This is a genomic window from Bradyrhizobium cosmicum (assembly GCF_007290395.2).
Taxonomy (GTDB): domain Bacteria; phylum Pseudomonadota; class Alphaproteobacteria; order Rhizobiales; family Xanthobacteraceae; genus Bradyrhizobium; species Bradyrhizobium cosmicum.
This window is the reverse complement of sequence record NZ_CP041656.2, coordinates 5,753,132-5,769,969: the sequence shown is the minus strand read 5'-3', so window position 1 is coordinate 5,769,969 and position 16,838 is coordinate 5,753,132. Positions and strand designations below refer to the sequence as shown.

General features: G+C 66.8%; 15 protein-coding genes. 5 read left to right on the top strand and 10 right to left on the bottom strand.

Annotation, left to right across the window (positions count from 1 at the left end):
* Window positions 1–10: 10 nt before the first annotated feature.
* The 8 genes from FNV92_RS27655 to FNV92_RS27620 form a co-directional block, all read right to left on the bottom strand.
* Window positions 11–1,153 (bottom strand): Rid family hydrolase, encoded by a 1,143-nt coding sequence (locus FNV92_RS27655; protein WP_143843744.1) that lies wholly within the window; start codon window positions 1,151–1,153, stop codon window positions 11–13.
* Between the two features lie 26 nt (window positions 1,154–1,179).
* Window positions 1,180–1,932, bottom strand: a complete 753-nt coding sequence (gene cnbZ / locus FNV92_RS27650) for a 2-amino-5-chloromuconate deaminase CnbZ (RefSeq protein WP_143843745.1) — start codon at window positions 1,930–1,932, stop codon at window positions 1,180–1,182.
* 168 nt (window positions 1,933–2,100) lie between these two features.
* Window positions 2,101–4,461, bottom strand: a complete 2,361-nt coding sequence (locus tag FNV92_RS27645; RefSeq protein WP_143843746.1) for a TonB-dependent receptor — start codon at window positions 4,459–4,461, stop codon at window positions 2,101–2,103.
* A 143-nt stretch (window positions 4,462–4,604) separates the two neighbouring features.
* The gene (locus FNV92_RS27640; protein WP_015688003.1) at window positions 4,605–5,009 is read right to left on the bottom strand and encodes a DUF2946 domain-containing protein; all 405 of its coding nucleotides are present in this window, start codon (window positions 5,007–5,009) and stop codon (window positions 4,605–4,607) included.
* A gap of 153 nt (window positions 5,010–5,162) precedes the next feature.
* Window positions 5,163–7,226, bottom strand: coding sequence for a hypothetical protein (locus FNV92_RS27635; protein WP_143843747.1), 2,064 nt, complete (start codon window positions 7,224–7,226; stop codon window positions 5,163–5,165).
* A 7-nt stretch (window positions 7,227–7,233) separates the two neighbouring features.
* The gene (locus tag FNV92_RS27630; protein WP_143843748.1) at window positions 7,234–10,047 is read right to left on the bottom strand and encodes a DUF4159 domain-containing protein; all 2,814 of its coding nucleotides are present in this window, start codon (window positions 10,045–10,047) and stop codon (window positions 7,234–7,236) included.
* On the bottom strand, window positions 10,044–10,988 hold the full coding sequence (locus tag FNV92_RS27625) for a DUF58 domain-containing protein (protein ID WP_143843749.1): 945 nt from the start codon (window positions 10,986–10,988) through the stop codon (window positions 10,044–10,046). Before FNV92_RS27625 ends, FNV92_RS27630 begins: the two co-directional genes overlap by 4 nt.
* Complete coding sequence (locus FNV92_RS27620; RefSeq protein WP_143843750.1) at window positions 10,988–11,986, bottom strand: AAA family ATPase; 999 nt, start codon at window positions 11,984–11,986, stop codon at window positions 10,988–10,990. Before FNV92_RS27620 ends, FNV92_RS27625 begins: the two co-directional genes overlap by 1 nt.
* A gap of 244 nt (window positions 11,987–12,230) precedes the next feature.
* Between FNV92_RS27620 and FNV92_RS27615 the strand changes: the two genes are divergently transcribed.
* The 5 genes from FNV92_RS27615 to FNV92_RS27595 are packed head-to-tail and all read left to right on the top strand — an operon-like array spanning window position 12,231 to window position 15,828.
* Window positions 12,231–12,842, top strand: a complete 612-nt coding sequence (locus FNV92_RS27615) for a DUF1285 domain-containing protein (protein WP_143843751.1) — start codon at window positions 12,231–12,233, stop codon at window positions 12,840–12,842.
* Window positions 12,839–13,534: a CoA pyrophosphatase gene (locus FNV92_RS27610; RefSeq protein WP_244623625.1), complete on the top strand. Its 696-nt coding sequence runs from the start codon at window positions 12,839–12,841 to the stop codon at window positions 13,532–13,534. Before FNV92_RS27615 ends, FNV92_RS27610 begins: the two co-directional genes overlap by 4 nt.
* On the top strand, window positions 13,531–13,794 hold the full coding sequence (locus FNV92_RS27605; protein ID WP_143843752.1) for a DUF6111 family protein: 264 nt from the start codon (window positions 13,531–13,533) through the stop codon (window positions 13,792–13,794). Before FNV92_RS27610 ends, FNV92_RS27605 begins: the two co-directional genes overlap by 4 nt.
* Before the next feature lie 10 nt (window positions 13,795–13,804).
* Window positions 13,805–15,061, top strand: a complete 1,257-nt coding sequence (locus FNV92_RS27600; RefSeq protein WP_143843753.1) for a CCA tRNA nucleotidyltransferase — start codon at window positions 13,805–13,807, stop codon at window positions 15,059–15,061.
* Window positions 15,058–15,828, top strand: coding sequence for a sulfite exporter TauE/SafE family protein (locus tag FNV92_RS27595; protein ID WP_143843754.1), 771 nt, complete (start codon window positions 15,058–15,060; stop codon window positions 15,826–15,828). Before FNV92_RS27600 ends, FNV92_RS27595 begins: the two co-directional genes overlap by 4 nt.
* A 91-nt stretch (window positions 15,829–15,919) precedes the next feature.
* On the opposite strand, the gene FNV92_RS27590 is transcribed toward FNV92_RS27595, so the two are convergent.
* Both FNV92_RS27590 and FNV92_RS27585 read right to left on the bottom strand, forming a co-directional pair.
* On the bottom strand, window positions 15,920–16,288 hold the full coding sequence (locus tag FNV92_RS27590) for a cupin domain-containing protein (RefSeq protein ID WP_244623626.1): 369 nt from the start codon (window positions 16,286–16,288) through the stop codon (window positions 15,920–15,922).
* A 127-nt stretch (window positions 16,289–16,415) separates the two neighbouring features.
* Entirely contained in the window at window positions 16,416–16,727 is a 312-nt protein-coding gene (locus tag FNV92_RS27585; RefSeq protein WP_015687992.1) for a hypothetical protein, read from the bottom strand.
* Between the last annotated feature and the right edge of the window lie 111 nt (window positions 16,728–16,838).

Genomic DNA, 16,838 nt, shown 5'->3' with positions numbered 1-16,838 from the left:
TTCCTGACGCTCAGGCACCGGTCTGTTCGACCAGCGGCGCGACTTGCACGATCTTCGAATGACTTCCGTTGCGATGGGCGATCCCTTCGGTCTGCACCCGCGCGCGCCGGTCGGGGAGGGCACCGACTACCGTCGCCCGGGGCACATAGGGTTTGGCCACGTTGGGGCCGTAACCGCGGTTGAAGCCTTGGAAGTCGCGCCAGTCGGTCAGCACGTTGTTGGTGCGCAGCAGCGAGTCCTTCGGAAAACCGGCGGCCTCGATCAGCGCATGAAGCCGCTTCCAGATCGCTCTCGCCTGTTGCTCCGCGCTCAGATCGGCATCGTCAGGCGTGCCCTGTCCGCTCAGGAACAGCGTATCGCCCGCCAGCATGGCCGGCGCGGGGCGTCCGGGCAGATGAGGCGAGAGTTCGCTCGAAATCACCTGTCCGCCACCCTTGATGGCCACCGACTCAATGCCGATGCAAAACTCCGGCCGTTCGAGCGGAGCGCCGACCACGGTCCATGTCGGGAAGCGGTCGCCGAAGAACCGCGTGCACGCGTCCACGACGAGGTCGTAGTCGCGAATGTCCGCGATGGTGACGTGGAGATTGCAGACATCGCCAAGGCCAAAGCCCGCATCCTCGAGCATCGTTTTGAGGTTCTGCAAGGTGGCCGCGACCTGCCGGTCGGCGCCGCCATTGCTGCCGATGGGCAGCGCGGTGGCGTGGTGCCACTCTCCCGCGACCATGGCGCCCGCCGGTGTCGCGCGGGCTTGGCCGCCGACGATCGCGGTGGTGTCGATTTCCACGGCCGCCTGCGGCAGCGGAAAATCCCAGGAGCCGACCACGCTGTGCGCCGGCCGCAAGCCCGGGAACTCCTCGGCATAGATAGCGAGATACTTTGGGATATCCCTGGTGTCGGCAACGTAGGCCTTGAGCCGAACGACATCCGACATTTGTCCCCCGAGCAGGTCAAGGGTCGTCTTCAGATTGGCGAACATGCGGCGCGTCTGCGCCTCCATGTCGACCTGGCCCGGAGCCTCGCCGGCGAGGCGCAGATCCGGAAAGACACCCGCCGATGCGCCCACGTGGATCAGATTGTCGATGCGCGAGGCATGCGAGAAATGCGCGATCGGGCGCATCAATTGATCGGTGTAGATGACTTCACGGGGCATGTGCGTCGACCTTCAGGAGAAACTCGTCAGATCACGACCTCCGCGGAGACGCCACGAACGTCCATCTCGTAATCGAGGCCTTGCACGGGCGGCCTTGCGAAATGCCAGCTGAGGCCGTTCGCCGCGGCCCCGCGCGGGGCGATCTCGCGCTTCATCAATGCCTGAAGTTCGTATGCGGTGTAAACATGCGCGCCGGTCGCATCTACCCATCCTGCGCCCAGCGCGCTCATGCGCCGTTCCATCTCGCCGAGCACAAAGCGGCATTTCTCGAGCATGCCCTCGGTCGACTGGTCCCCGGGCCTGATTGCGAAATCCCGGTAGCTCGCCTTGCCCTCCGGGGCCTCGCCGCTGCCCGCGACGACAAAACCACCGCCGTCTTTCGACGATGTCGGGCGCGTATAGCAGAAGGCATACATGCTCACCGTCTTCGGAGGATCGACCTCGGGGCACACGTTGGTGCGTGCGACCGGATTGATGCCATCCTTCGTCAGCCCCCATCTGTCGAGCCAGCCGACATATTCCTTGTTGAAGTCGAGGAAACCCTGCTCGGTGAAAGGCGCCGGCGACCTCAGCTCGCAGGAACAGAACGCCTGGACGCCGCGATTGACCGACTTCAAATGATCAGCCGCAGCGGAAAATCCCTCTGAGAGAGCCAGTGGACGCCGGAATCGAGCGCGGACGATCTCGAATCCATCGTCGGGCTTCACCCCGGCGGAATACTGGAACACGCCGGGAATGAATTGATACGATCCCGCGCGGAACGATCCCAGCTCTGTCATTGCCCACTCGCCATTCGAGGTCTGCATCGCGAGCAACGCAACAGGGTGCTCACACCGCCGGCGAGAGTGAAGAGGCGGGCCGGATCTCACAAGATCATTCTTGGCACCTGATTGTTGCCGATGAGGCAACGGCTGTGCCGGGACCCTTTGGGCCCCGGCTCGAGCAACCTAGAACTTGAAGTTCGCAAACGCCCGCACGCCGATGCCTGGCATCAACACCTCGTCCTTGGTGTAGGACACCGAGTTGCGGATGTTTTCGTTGAGCAGGTTGTTGCCGACGATGCCTGCCGTCATCTCGCGCGCGCCGAACCAGTTGCGATCGAGCCTGGTCTTGTAGCTGACCTCGGCCTTCAACAGATTGTAGCCCGGTGTCGGCGTCTCCGCGATCACGGCGACATTGTTCTGGGCGAAGGCGTGCAACAAATTGACGCGCATCAGCCAGTTGTCGTCGCGCCAGAACACGCCGCCGCCCATCCGCAGCGGCGGAATGCGCGGCACGTTGGTGCCGTCGGTGAAGGTGGCGCGGACCATGTCCAGCTGGTTCTCGATGCCCCAGATGCCGCCCTGGAACGCACCGACATCGAGTTGCGACTGGAATTCGCCGCCGCGGAAGTTGGCGTTGCGTTGCGAATAGACCGCCTGGTTCAGTTCGGCGCCCGGCGTACCGCACGAAGCGAAGTCGTCATCGCACATCACGCCGGTGAGCCGGCGATAGATGAAGTTGTCGAAATGCGTGTAGTAGACGGTCGCCTCGAACCGGAACGGCCCCGTCGCCCTGCGCACGCCGAGCTCGACCGACTTGGCGGTCTCGATGGTGAGGTTGGGATTGCCGATATCGAAGGTCGCAGTCGCATCATGGCCGCCGCGGGAAAACAGCTCGGCCGCCTTCGGCGCGCGCTCGACATATTGCGCGGTGATGCTGCCGACCATGCCGCCCGGCAAATCCTGCAACAGGCCGATGCTGCCGCTCTTCGGCGTGAACGACGGATTGCGTGCGATTCCCACCTGCGGCGTGCCGTCGGGCAGATAATCCGCCGGGAAGTTCGGCGTCGTGCCGTGCAGCTCGACATGCTCGATGCGGCCGGCGATCTGCGCCTTCGTTTGCTCGGTGAACTTGAACTCGTTGAAGGCGTAAGCCGCAACGCGCGTGCTGTTGTTGGGGTCCCACAGCCCATTGAACAGCGTGCCGGGATTGTCCGGGCTCGGCGCGCTCAGCTCCTGATGTCCGACCTGGAAGCCGAGCGCCGTCGTCACCTCGGCGAAGCGCGCGTTGAACGGCATCAGTTGCACCTCGGTGCGGATCTCCTGCTCCTTGTTGGTGAAGGTCTGCCGCACGCCGTCGCTGGTGGGATCGGCGGGATCGGCAAGCCCGATCTCGTTGTGCCGGTAGTCGGTCGCGCCGGCCCAGAAGCGCACGGTGTCGATCGCGGCGGCGTCGGGATGATACTCGCCCTTGACGTTGATCTTGGTCTGGTGGCCGTCGATCCGCGTGTTGTGGTCGGCGCCGTCGATGCCGGGGATGTGGTAGAGCGCATCGTTTTGCGTGATCGACGCGCCGATATAGCCACCCTGGAAGAAGTAGGAGCCGCCGATCGAGGCGCCGTCCGAGCGTGTCGCCGAGTTCGGCTGGCGCCCGTTCACCGATCGCGTCTGGTCGTTCAGGTAGGGATAGCTCGGAATCGAATAGTCCGAGGTCGTGCGCCCGTAGACGTCGGCATGGAACGCAAAATTGCCGCCGCCGGTGTCGAGCAGCACGCCGCTCTCGACGCCGCGATCGACCGAAGAGAACGCGGTGCGCGTCTCGGCCGTCACGCAGGGCGACGTCGCGGCCGCAGCGAGCGGGGCCTTGGCCGGCAGGCCGTAAGCCTGGAACGACGGTGCGCAAGCAGGCAGCGCGTCCGGAATCCGGTTGTTGGTGGCGCTGACGACGCCGCCGATCGAGGTCGAGCCGTAGCGCAGCGCAGCCGGGCCGCGCACCACTTCGATCTGGTTGGTCGCGAGCGGATCGATCGGGACGAAATGATCCTCGCCGAGGTCGGAAGCGCCGCCGGCATTGGTGCCGTTCTCGACGATACCGACGCGGTTGACGTCGAGACCCCTGATGATCGGGCGGCTGGAGGCGCCCGGTGCGAAGCTCGATCCGGTGATGCCGGGCTTGGAGAACAAGAGATCGCCGAGCTGACCGCCGCCCTGACGGCGGATCTCCTCGTTCGGGATCACCGTGACGGTGGCGAACTGGTTGGTCACGACAGGCAGCACACCCGGCTGCGGCGTGGCGGATGCCGGCGCTGCTGGCGCGGCTTCGGCGGTGCGCTCGCGGTCGCGCGCCGGCGCGGGACGCGTGGCGCGGCTCGCCGTGCGCGACGGCACGATGGCCCGGCGCACGATGGGGCTGGGCGCCGTCACGGTGACGGCGGGAAGCTCGGCGGCCGCGGGCTTGTCCTGGGCCAGCGCCGGAGTGGCGGCGGCGCCGAACAGGAGCAGGCTTGCTCCACCCAGACGCTGCGCGCGTCGCAATTGAAATGACATGGTCCTGATTCCACTCAGGCGCCGTCCGCAGATGTGGTTGCTGTTCGGAGGCGGCCTGCCGTCGCGGTGCGACGGAATTCGACTTCAACGTTTCCCGGGCATTCGCCGACATGGCGAGCCCAGGCATGATCAAGCGTTGGAGATCAGGACGCGGGAGGGGCGCGCGGCTGGAACGCCGATGCGGCCGACTTCAGATGGACGAATTCGGCGTCTGTGGTGAGATAGAGCAGCTCGATCGCCTGCGGCAGCAGCAGCAGGGGCGGCGTCGCGGAGACGATGGTACCCGCCATCGCGACGACGGCGCAGATCGCGCAATTGTCGTCGCCCGGCTGCTCGCGGTCGGGGCCCGCGGGCGATTGCTTCTGGACCGCAGCGCGGTCGATCGAGGAGATTTTGCTGGTGCTGTCGGTCTGCTGAAGCGAGGACTGGGCGAGCGTCGTCGCCTGGGCGAACCAATGGCTGTGGCCGAACGTCAGCGCGAGCTGCACCAGCATCGCGAACAACGCGAGCCGGGCACCGTGCCTGATATTCGACCGGAACCACTTCATCTGGAAACGCCACCCCGCATCGCGAGGCACCGATCCCCTCGGCCTTTCGCGATGTTATAATGTAACATCGCGCGATCGGTGAGTGAATGTCAACCGCCGCCGAGCTCATGCGCGCAGGCCGCCACGCGATGTGTCGTTCCTGCCACTGGGAGATCAGCGCCCCTCGCGCACCCACGTCGCGGCGAAGGCGCCGAGCAGCAGCAGCAGGCCGATCAGGCCGGCGAAGATCGGCAGCACGCCGACGCCCTTGACGACGCTGGCGTCGCGCATCCGCACGCCCATCCAGCCGTCGCCGGCGAACATGCCGGTCGAGCGCACCGGCACGATGCGCGGCAGCTCGACGCTGGCGCCGTCGACCACGCGCACGGCGTTGCCGCCGGTCGCCTGCGTCAGCGGCTTCAATGTGTCGATGGTGGAGGTGACCTCCGAAAACTCCTTCGGATTGGTCGGGCCGACATTGATCAGCGCCTTCAGCGTGCCGTCGGTGGCCTGCCACAGGCCGAGCTCGTTCGCGGGAAGGCTGGCGCGCCACTCGCCGGGATCGCCTGCGCTCAGCGTCAGATCGTGCGCCACGCCCGACGGCGAGGTCACGCTGACCGGCTGGACGCTGTCCGCCATGGTCTGGCGCACCACCACGAGGTCCTTGCCCTGCACCTGCAGGCGCAGCGCCTCCTCGTCGAGATCCGGCTGCTTCATCAGCCAGTGCGACATCCGCCTGAGCAGGTCGAGATGCGGGCCGCCGCCCTCATATCCGCGCGCCCACAGCCAGATGTGGTCGGAGAGCAGCAGCGCGACGCGGCCTTCGCCGAAGCGCGACAGGAACAGCAGCGGCTTGCCGTCGGCGCCCGTCATCACCGGCGGGTTGACGGAGTTGCGGGTGTCGACGGTGCGGAAGAACCGGCTCCAGCGCGGCGGCTCGCTTGCGGCGCCTTCCAGACCGCGCGTGACCGGGTGGCGTTTGCCGACATCGGACAGATGCGCATAGAACGGCTTCTCGGTCACGCCGACGGGTTCTGCCGGCAGCACCGAGTCCAGCGGCGTACGCCAGATGCTGGTGTTCGACGCATAGTCGGGACCGGCCGAGACCAGCACGGCGCCGCCCGCGCGGACATAGCGCGCGATGTTGTCGAAATAGGCGATCGGCAGCACGCCCTGGCGGGCGTAGCGGTCGAAGATGATCAGCTGGAATTCGTTGATCTTCTGTTGGAACAGCTCGCGGGTCGGAAACGCGATCAGCGACAATTCGTTGATCGGCGTGCCGTCCTGCTTCTCCGGCGGACGCAGAATCGTGAAATGCACCAGGTCGACGCTGGCGTCGGACTTCAGCAAATTGCGCCAGGTGCGCTCGCCCGAATGCGGCTCGCCCGAGACCAGCAGCACGCGCAGCTTGTCGCGCACGCCGTCGATGGCGACGACGGCGCGGTTGTTCACCGGCGTCAGCTCTCGCTCGAGCGGCGAGGCCTCGATCTCGACGATGTTCGGTCCGGCATGCTTGATGTCGACGTCGACGCTTGCGGACTGGCCGCTTCCCAGCGTGCGCTCGCTGAGGACTTCGCCGTCCCGGCGGATCGTGACCTTGGCGCGCTCGCCGGTGACCCCCTGATCGTCGAGGCGGTAAGTGATGGTCTGGTTCTGCCCGACGATGCCGAAGCGCGGCGCGGCCGTGATCGCGATGCGGCGATCGCGCTCGTCCTTCTGCCCGGTGATCAACGCGTGTACCGGCGCCTGGAAACCGAGCGCTGCGGCGTTGGCCGGAATGTCGTGGACGCGGCCGTCGGTGATCAGGAACGCGCCGGCGACGCGGTCGACCGGCACGTCCGACAATGCCGAGGCCAGCGCGCCGAACAGCTTGGTGCCGTCAGTCTCGCCGTCGGCCTGGCCGGCATCGACGACGCGGACTTCCAGCCCCTTGATCTTCTTCAGGCCGTCGACCAGCGCCTCCTGCGCCTTCGCGGCTTCCTCGTTGCGCTTGCCGAAATTCTGGCTCGGGCTCTTGTCGACGACCACGGCGGCAACCGAGGTGAGGGGATCGCGGTCCTCGCGCGTGAAGGAGGGATTGGCGAGCGCCAGCAGGAACAGCGCCAGCGCGGCCACGCGCACGGCGGCGCCGCGCGCACGCGCCACCAGCAGCACGATCACAATGACCACGATCGCGGCGAGCGCGAGCCACAGGACGATGGCGGGGACGAGCGGCGTGAACGCGATGCCGTAATTCATGGCGATCCTATTGCCCCAGCCGCTCGATCAGGGCCGGTGCGTGCACCTGGTCGGCCTTGTAGTTGCCGGTCAGCGTGTACATCACGATATTGGCGCCGGCGCGGTAGGCGAATTCGCGCTGGCGGGCGTCGCCGCCGGCCACCGGCAGCATGTACTGACCGTCGAGCCGAACCGCCCAGGCGCCGGCAAGATCGTTCGAGGTAATGATGATCGGCGAGACGCCGTCGCCGCCGCGCGCGGGCCGCTGCGCGCTGTCCTCGTCCTCGTCGCGCGGCAGCGCTTCGACCCAGGTCTGGCCGGTGCTGAAGCGGCCGGGAAAGTCGCGCAGCAGATAGAAGGTCTTGGTCAGCACGTGCTCGCGCGGCACCGGCTCGAGCTCCGGCACGTCGAGCGACGACAGGATCTCGCGCAGCGTCTGCATGGCCGGGGTCTGCGCGGCGCCGTTCTCGCCGGGCGGCGCTTCGATCGCGTCGCGGGTGTCGAACAGCACGGTGCCGCCCTGCTTCATGTAGGCGTCGATCTTGTTGATGGCATCCTGCGGCGGCTTGGGCGCACCGGGCACGATCGGCCAGTAGATCAGCGGAAAGAAGGCAAGCTCGTCGCGGCCGGGATCGATGCCGACGGGGTCGCCGGCCTCGAGCGCGGTGCGCTGCGCCAGGAACTGCGTCAGTCCTGATAACCCGGACTTGACGATGGAATCGACTTCGGCATTGCCTGTGACGACATAGGCGAGGTGGGTCTGCGACACCGCCTTCATGGCGAACTCGTCCGAGGCGCTGTCGGCGCGCGACGGCGTCGGCGTGACCACGCTGAGACCCGCGAGCAGTAGCCCGAGCACGATCATGGCCGGCGCGGCGCGCCGGCGCAGCAGCGCGGCGATGCCGCCGCCGAGCACCGCGACGATGATGGCGTCGATCAGGAACAGCGCGAGCGCCGTTGACAGCAGCCAGCCGCGCAAATCGCGCGGCTCGGCATTGGTGTAGGTGGCGTGCCGGGCGCGCAGGCTCGCGGTGTTCAGCGCGGCGATGCGGTCGGCGCTAGCAAGGGTATTCACGGCGAGCGGTCCTTCTGCCGGACCGTAGAAGCCGGGCGGATGATCGGGTGTGGCGCGGTCGCGGTAATCCGCGGGCAGCGGCTTGGCGGTGGCCGGCGGCGGACCGAAGGCGCCGAAGCCGTCGAGGATGTGCAGCGGCGCCACCGTCTCGGCGGTCGCCTCGCCGGCGACCCCGGGGCCGGGCTTGGCGGTGTAGCCGGACATATCGACGATCCGCCGTAGCATTTCGACGAAAGTGCCGGACATCGGCAGATCGGACCAGCGCATGTCGGCGCTGACGTGGAACAGGCTGACCAGGCCCTTGCCGCGATGCTCGCCGGTGACGAGCGGCGTGCCGTCTTCCAGCGAGGCCCAGCTCTTGGTGGCGAGCACGGCGTCGGGCTCGGCCAGCACCTGCCGGCTCACGGTGATGTCCTTGGGCACGACGACGCCTGAGAACGGCCCGTCGGCCGCGAAGGATGCAAGATGCTGCGGCTTCTCCCAGGTCAGGCTGCCGCCGAGCGTTCGACCACCCTTGCGCAGCTTGACCGGAACGAGATCGTCCTCGGCCTGCGCCAGACGAGGGCCTGCGAACCGCACCAGCACGCCGCCCTGCTCGATCCAGGCGTTGAGGCGCTCACGGATTTCGGGGGCGACGGTGCCGACATCGGCGAGGATGATCATCGGCAGCTTCTGGTCGAGGAATTGCGTGATGCCCTGCTGCGGCGAGCCCTTGTCAGCCAGCCGCACGTCGGCGAACGGCGCCAGCGCGCGGGTGAGGTAGAAGGTCGGAGCCAGCAGCGGCTGCGCGGTCTCGCTGGTCGTGCCGGTGACGATGCCGATGGCGCGGCGGCGCCAGCGCTTGTCAAGCAGCTGCACCGCGCCGGCCGAACGCTCGCCCGTGATCTCGAGCCGCGTGATGTCGTTGCGCAGCTCGACCGGCAGGTCGAACGCGGCTTCGGTCTCCTTGTCCTGCGGGCCGAACGAATAGCGTGCTTCGCCGATCGGCGAGGCCTTCTGGTCCAGCGCGCGCACGGTACCGATGGTGATGCCGCTGTCGGTGCGCAGCACCTTCACGGTCATCTTGGCGGCGGCGTTTTCGGCCGCGACCAGCGCCAGCGGCGACGACGTGCCACCTTCGAACACGGTCAGGCTGCGATCGCCGACGGTCTTGCCGAGAGCCTGCACGAAGTCCTCGCCGCGCCCGGTGTCGATGCCGTCCGACAGCCAGGCGATCTCGCAGTCGCCGGTGGCCTTCAGGAAACGGTCGACGGCGGTCAGCGTGTCGACGCGATCGATCGAATAGGGCTTTGGCGCCAGCTGCCGCAGCGCCACGCGCGCCGCGCCTGCCGGCATCAGGGTGATGTCGCGGTTCGGCTCGGACAGCGGCACCAGCGCGATCGCGCGGCGGTCGGTGTCGGCGCTGGCGATCAGTTCGTCGGCGGCCCTGATCCTGATGTCCCAGTGCGATGCCGCGCTCCAGCCGTCGTCGAGCATGATCATCAGCGGCGCCTTGCTGCCCGCAGCGCCTGTTGGCGGATTCCAGATCGGGCCGGCGGCGGCGAAAATCACGAGCGCCGCAGCCAGCAGGCGTAGCGCGGTCAGCCACCACGGCGTCCGCGAAGGCGTCTCTTCCCTTGGCGCGATGTCGAACAGCAGGCGCGTCGGCGGAAATTCGATGCGGCGCGGCCGCGGCGGCATCACGCGCAAAAGCCACCACAGCACCGGCAGGCTGACGAGGCCGAGCAGGAGCAGCGGTTCGGTGAAGGCGAGCGGCAATCCCATCATGCGGCGGGCCCCGCCTTGATGGAGGTGGTACGGGCGCCGGACTTGCTCACCTGCATGCCGGCGTGCAGAAACAGCAGCAGCTCGGCGGCGGAGCGGTCGGTCGCATGCGTCGTGAACAGCCAGTCGAGCTTGCGCGTCTCGGCGCGGATCTGGTCGCGGTGCAGCGCGAGCCGCGCGGTGTAATCCTGCGCCCAGCTTTCGGCGCGGCCGGCGGTAATCACGCCGAAGCCCTCCGGCTCGACGAACTCGACGCGTCCGGAATAGGGGAACGATTCCTCGGCGGGATCGACGACCTGCACCAGCGTGCCATGCGCGCCGGAACCGGACAGTCCGGCGAGCGTGGTCCTGATCTCCGAGATCGGCGACCAGAAATCCGACAGCACGATCGTCTCGGCCAGTGCCGCGGGCACGAAGGACGGCGGCAGGCTCAGCCGATCGGCATCGTCATGCAGCATCGCCTGCGCCATCTTGTCGATAATGCTGCGGCTCGTGGTCGGCGCCATCAGGCCGGGAATGCCGACGCGTTCGCCGCCGGCGACCAGCAGCTCGGCCAGCGCGAAGGCGACGATCAGCGTCCGCTCCAGCTTGGATTCGCGCGCGGTCTTCGAGGCGAACGCCATCGACGGCGAGCGGTCGGGCCAGATCCAGACCGTGTGCGAGGCTTCCCATTCGAGCTCGCGGACATAGAGATGGTCGTCCCGCGCCGAGCGCCGCCAGTCGACGTTCTGCGCAGGCTCGCCGGAGACGAAGCGGCGGTACTGCCAGAAATTCTCGCCGGAGCCGGCGCGGCGCCTTCCGTGCAGGCCGTGGATGACGTTGGCGGCGATACGGCGGGCTTCGAGCACCAGGCGCGGCAGCGAAGCGGCGAGCGTACGGCTTTCGCCATCGGCACGTCGGATCGCAACTGTCTCCTTCGCTGCGCGCCCGTTTTCTGCGGCCATCAACCGATCCGCGTCTTCAATTGCTTGATCACGTCCGGAATCGTGCGGCCTTCGGCGCGCGCCTGGAACGTCAGCGCCATGCGGTGCTTCAGCACGGGCTCGGCAAGATCGAGCACGTCGTCGATTGACGGTGCGAGGCGCCCGTCGATCAGCGCGCGTGCGCGCACGGCAAGCATCAAGGATTGGCTGGCGCGCGGGCCGGGGCCCCAGGCGATGAACTTGCCGGTCTCGCCGCTCTCTTCGCCCGGACGGGCCGAACGGACCAGCGACAGGATCGCTTCCACCACGGAGTCGCCGACCGGCAGGCGGCGGACCAGCCGCTGCGCGGTGATCAGCGCATCCGCGCTCATCGAGCCCTTGGCCAGCGTTTCGTCCGCGCCGGTGGTCTCGAACAGGATGCGGCGCTCGGCGTCGCGATCGGGATAGTCGACGTCGATCTCCATCAGGAAGCGGTCGAGCTGCGCTTCGGGCAGCGGATAGGTGCCTTCCTGCTCCAGCGGGTTTTGCGTGGCGAGCACGTGGAACGGCTTCGGCAAGTCATGGCGCGCGCCGGCAACGGTGATGTGCTGCTCCTGCATCGCCTGCAGCAGCGCCGACTGCGTGCGCGGGCTGGCACGGTTGATCTCGTCGGCCATCAGGAGTTGCGCGAACACCGGGCCGGAGATGAAGCGGAAGGCGCGCTTGCCCGCGGTGCTCTCGTCCAGCACTTCGGCGCCGAGAATGTCCGACGGCATCAGATCGGGCGTGAACTGGATGCGCTTGGCGTCGAGACCGAGCGTGACGCCGAGCGTCTCGACCAGCTTGGTCTTGGCAAGACCCGGCACGCCGATCAACAGCGCGTGGCCGCCGGAGAGGATGGTGACCAGCGTATTCTCGATCACGCGATCCTGGCCGAAGATCACCGAGGCGATCGCGTCTTTCGCCGCGCGTACCTGGGCCGACACCTGCTCAGCCGAACGGACTATACCGTCTTCGAGCTTCTCGACACTCTCCGCCATCCGTCAGCTCCTTCAGCCTGCCGCGCTTTCCTGCGTCGTCATTCCCTCACATGGGCCTTATGCTAGACTTGCAGGAAGACCATGTATTCGTTGAATTAACCTATCCCCACCTTATCGGCTTAGGCATATGTAGGGCATCACGAAGTGGCGACCTCCACACCGGACTAATCCGGGGGTGGAACCCAATCGCGACATACAACGTAGACCTGCACCAATCGTGCCAAAGACAAAGTCAGGGCAAACCATGGCGAACCAAGGGCAGAGCGCCGATCGTGGACTTGAGGGGCTGACTGCCGCCGCCAAGAGTGCTGCCAGTGCCGAAGGCGCCAAAAAGGGCCTGCCTCCGGTGCATCTGTGGAATCCGCCGTTTTGCGGCGATCTCGACATCCGAATCGCTGCCGATGGTAGTTGGTTCTACATGGGGACGCCAATCGGGCGTCCTGCGCTGGTGCGCCTGTTCTCGACCGTCCTGAAGCGCGAAGGCGACAAGTATTTCCTCGTCACGCCCGTGGAGAAGGTCGGCATTCGCGTCGACGACGCGCCGTTCATGGCGGTCGAGATGCAGAAGGACGGCGAGGGCAGCCATCGCGTGCTGAGCTTCCGCACCAATGTCGACGACTGGGTCACCTGCGATGCTGCGCACCGGCTGCGCTTCAAGCAGGCCAAGGACGGCGGGCTGACGCCCTATCTGCATGTTCGTGCCGATCTCTGGGCCAAGGTCACCCGTGCGCTCTATTACGATCTGGTTGACATGGGCGAGGAGCGGATGGTCGATGGCCAGCCGATGTTCGGCGTCGAGTCGGCCGGCGAATTCTTCGCCATGGCCGACGCGGAACAGGTGAGGGCCGCGCTTTGAACAAGCCTATCTCCAGGAACGAGGCTGGTCGCGAGCCTGGTCACGAGCCCGTCGTGCTTGGCGCTGCGGATTTCTTCGCCCGCTCCAGGGCAAAGCTCGGCTTCGACGTTCCGTCCGGCCTGTACGATCCGAACATCATTCCGGCCTCGGGCGATCCCGGCACCGACAAGATGCTCGAGATCATCGCGCGCGAGCAGCCGGTGCGGCCGGCAGCGGTGCTGATCGCGGTGGTCGATCATCCCGAGCCGACCATCCTGTTGACGCAGCGCGCGGCGCATCTCAACGACCATGCCGGCCAGATCGCCTTTCCCGGCGGCAAGATCGACGCGACCGACACCTCGCCGCTCGATGCGGCGCTGCGCGAGGCCGAGGAGGAGGTCGGGCTGTCCAGAGACTTCGTCGAGCCGCTCGGCTATCTCGATCTCTACGGCACCGCGTTCGGCTTCCGCATCCTGCCGACGGTGGCCAGGGTGCGTCCCGGTTTCGAGCTCACCATCAACCATTCCGAAGTTGATGACGCCTTCGAGGTGCCGCTATCCTTCCTGATGAACCCGGCGAACCACCAGGTGCACAGCAAGGAATTCCGCGGCATGGAGCGGTCGTACTACGCGATGCCGTTCGCGGAACGCTACATCTGGGGTGCGACGGCCGGAATGCTGCGTGTGCTGTATGAGCGGATCTATTCATCATGATCCGGCCGGTTCTGACCGAGATCGGAATTTTCCTCATCCCGTTTGCCGTCTATGCGCTGTTTCTGGCCGCCACCCGGTCCGGCCTGTTCGCGCGGTCGTCCTGGCCGGTCACCGTCGTCGCGCGCCTCGTTCTGGTCGCTCTCGTGCTGGTCATCGCGGGGCTGATCGGCTTTGCGCATTTCTCCGGCGCCGCGCCGGATTCGACCTACGTTCCAGCCCATGTCGAGAACGGCAGGCTGGTGCCGGGCGTGGAAAAATAGGGGCGGCACGATGAGCGCGAAGCCGTTACTCGCCGACGCGCCCTGGCTGACCGCAGGCGGGACCGCGCGCGTGCTGGAACTGCTCAACGCCAATGGCGAGGAGGGGCGGGTGGTCGGCGGCGCCGTGCGCAACGCGCTGCTCGGCCTGACGCCCGGCGATATCGACATCGCAACCACCGCGTTGCCGGACGAAGTGGTGCGGCGCGCCAAGGCGGCCGGCATCAAGAGCGTGCCGACCGGCATCGACCACGGCACCGTCACGCTGGTCATCGACGGTCAGCCTTACGAAGTCACGACGCTGCGCGAGGACACCGAAACTTTCGGCCGCAAGGCCAGGGTCGCGTTCGGCCGCGACTGGGTGAGGGACGCCGAGCGGCGCGACTTCACCATGAACGGCCTGTCGGTCGATGCGTCAGGTGTCGTCTACGACTATGTCGGCGGCATCGCCGATGCCGCTGCCCGCCGCGTGCGCTTCATCGGCGATCCCGACCAGCGCATCGCCGAGGATTTCCTGCGGATCCTGCGCTTCTTTCGCATCCATGCCGCCTTCGGGGCAGGCGCGCCCGATCGGGACGGATATCTCGCCTGCATCCGCGGACGTGCGGGGCTTGCCAGCCTGTCGGCCGAACGCGTGCGGATGGAGATGCTGAAGCTGCTGGCGGCCGGCGGCGCCTCCGACGCGGCGCTGGCGATGGCCGAGGGCGGGTTGCTGCAGGCGCTGATCGGCGGTGTCGCCTATACCGGGCCGCTCGCGACCATGATCGCGATCGAGCGCGAGCTCGGCCTGCGGCCAAGTCCCACGCGCCGCCTCGCGGCGCTGACGGTGGCGGTCACGGAAGACGCCAGGCGCGTCGCGCTGCGCTTCCGGCTCTCCAATGCCGAAGCCAAGGCGCTGGATTCGATGGGACATCGCTGGTGGCGTTTCGTCGCCAAGGACGAGGCCAATGCGCGGCGGCTGCTCTACCGGCTCGGCCCGGAGCGCTATCACGATCGCGTGTTGCTCGGTTGGGCGCGGGCGGAGAGCGACGTGCGTTCGCCGCACTGGCGCGCGCTTGCCGAGCTGCCGCAGCGCTGGACCGCGCCGAAATTTCCGCTGAAGGCCGCCGACTTCATCGCGCGCGGCATGGCCGAAGGGCCCGCGCTCGGACATGTGTTGACGCTCGCCGAGGACGCTTGGCTTGCGGCGGATTTTCCACTAGAGGAAGCGGCGCTCGCTTCCATCGCAGATCAAGCTGCGGCACGAATCAGCCGCGACCAGAAACATTGACCATCGTCTCAGGCTTCGCCGACATCTCGATTTTCCAGCTCCTGCTGGTCGCGTTGATGGCGTTGTTCGCTTCGATCATCGGTGGTCTCGCCGGTTACGGCACGGGCGCCCTGATGCCGCTGGTGCTGGTGCCGCTGGTCGGCGCCGAGCCCGTGGTGCCGATCATCGCGATCTCCGCGATTTTCACCAATTCCAGCCGTGCGCTTGCCTATCTGCGCTATGCCGATCGCCGCCGTGCGCTGATCGTGCTCGCCTGCGCCGCGCTGACGACCGCGCTCGGTGCCTACGGCTACACGCGCCTCACCAATGCCGGTGCTGCGCTCGTGATCGGCTCGATGCTGATCCTGAGCGTGCCGCTGCGCCGCGTGCTTCGCCGTCGCCAGGTCAGGATCGGCGACGCGGGCCTCGCGGCCGGTTCGGTCGGCTACGGCGTGCTGGTCGGCGGCACCTCGGGCTCGGGCGTGATCCTGCTGTCGCTGCTGATGGCCGCGGGCCTTGAGGGCGCCGCCGTGATTGCGACCGACGCGATGATCTCGCTCGGCACCGGCCTCATCAAGATCTCCGTGTTCGGCCTTGCCGGCGCCGTCACCGCCCAGGTGCTCGCCTTCGCGCTCTTGATCGGCGGCATCGCGATCCCCGGCGCATTCCTCGCCAAGGCCTTCGTCGAGCGGATGCCGGTGCACATCCACACCGCGATCCTCGACGCGGCGGTGATCACCGGCGGGCTGGTGATGATTTCGGCCGCGGCAAAGCAGCTGATCGCGTAGAGGCTCCCGGATCAACCGGCATTCGCGCCAGTCTGAAGAGAGCAGGAGACGGCACGTCCCCTGGACGCACCGCCGATCGTCCTCGTGTGAATTACTTGCGTTCGACGAAAATGGCCTGGCAATCGGACGCGCCGACATTTTCAGCGGTGTGCGAAGGTGTGATTGGTCCCGAAAAGGCCGTGCCGGCCACGCTCTTGGTCTCGTGAATCGTGCCGTCCGGATTGCGAAGCCGCAGGGAGCAATCATTGAGCGCATAGACGACGAAGGGAACGGGATGGGAATGCGGCTTGTCGGTCGTGCCCTTCTTCCAGGTGCCGGCGATCACCCGGAAGTTCTGATCTTCGTAGATGATCTTATAGGTCGTCGCGTCGGCCTGATAAGATGGAGCTGACTCCTGCGCGGCGGCAGACACGATCCAAATTGTCGCGAGGCCTAAACCAAGCGCTGTACGTCGAGCCATAACGAAATTCCTTGCTAATGAGGGGATCGAGAAAACAAACGGGGACCGGGGCACGGGATCCCGTGCCGGACAATGTGCGGGTCGCGAAACGCGACATATGGCGATGACGGTCGCCGCGAGAGGGTTGCTAGAGAATGCCCTGAGCGGCCGCGTTGTCACGATCGACCTGCTTTTGGCGGATGATCGTCAGCTCTTTGCTGCAGGTGGTGAACGCAGCGCTCGTTGGGGACACGCCGAACGTCTCGCAGAATTGCCGATTCTCGTCTGCGATCGCCCGTTCAAGGTCGGCGCGAGCGGCGTCACGCATGGCAGGGCCGGAGATCAAAAGCGCGTACAGTCCGTAGGCCGCCAGGCCGGCAAAGAGGAGCGCATAGCCGGTTGCAGGGAGCGGGAAGCGGTCGGGACGGGATGTATCGATATTGGAATTGGCTTTGGCCATGAAAATCTCTTGAACAATGAGGGCGCTGAGGAAATCGGGTTGCTTGCGAGCGGATATTCCGGATGCGACCGATATCCCGGACGCGACCGCAGAATAACCTTGGGATCGCGA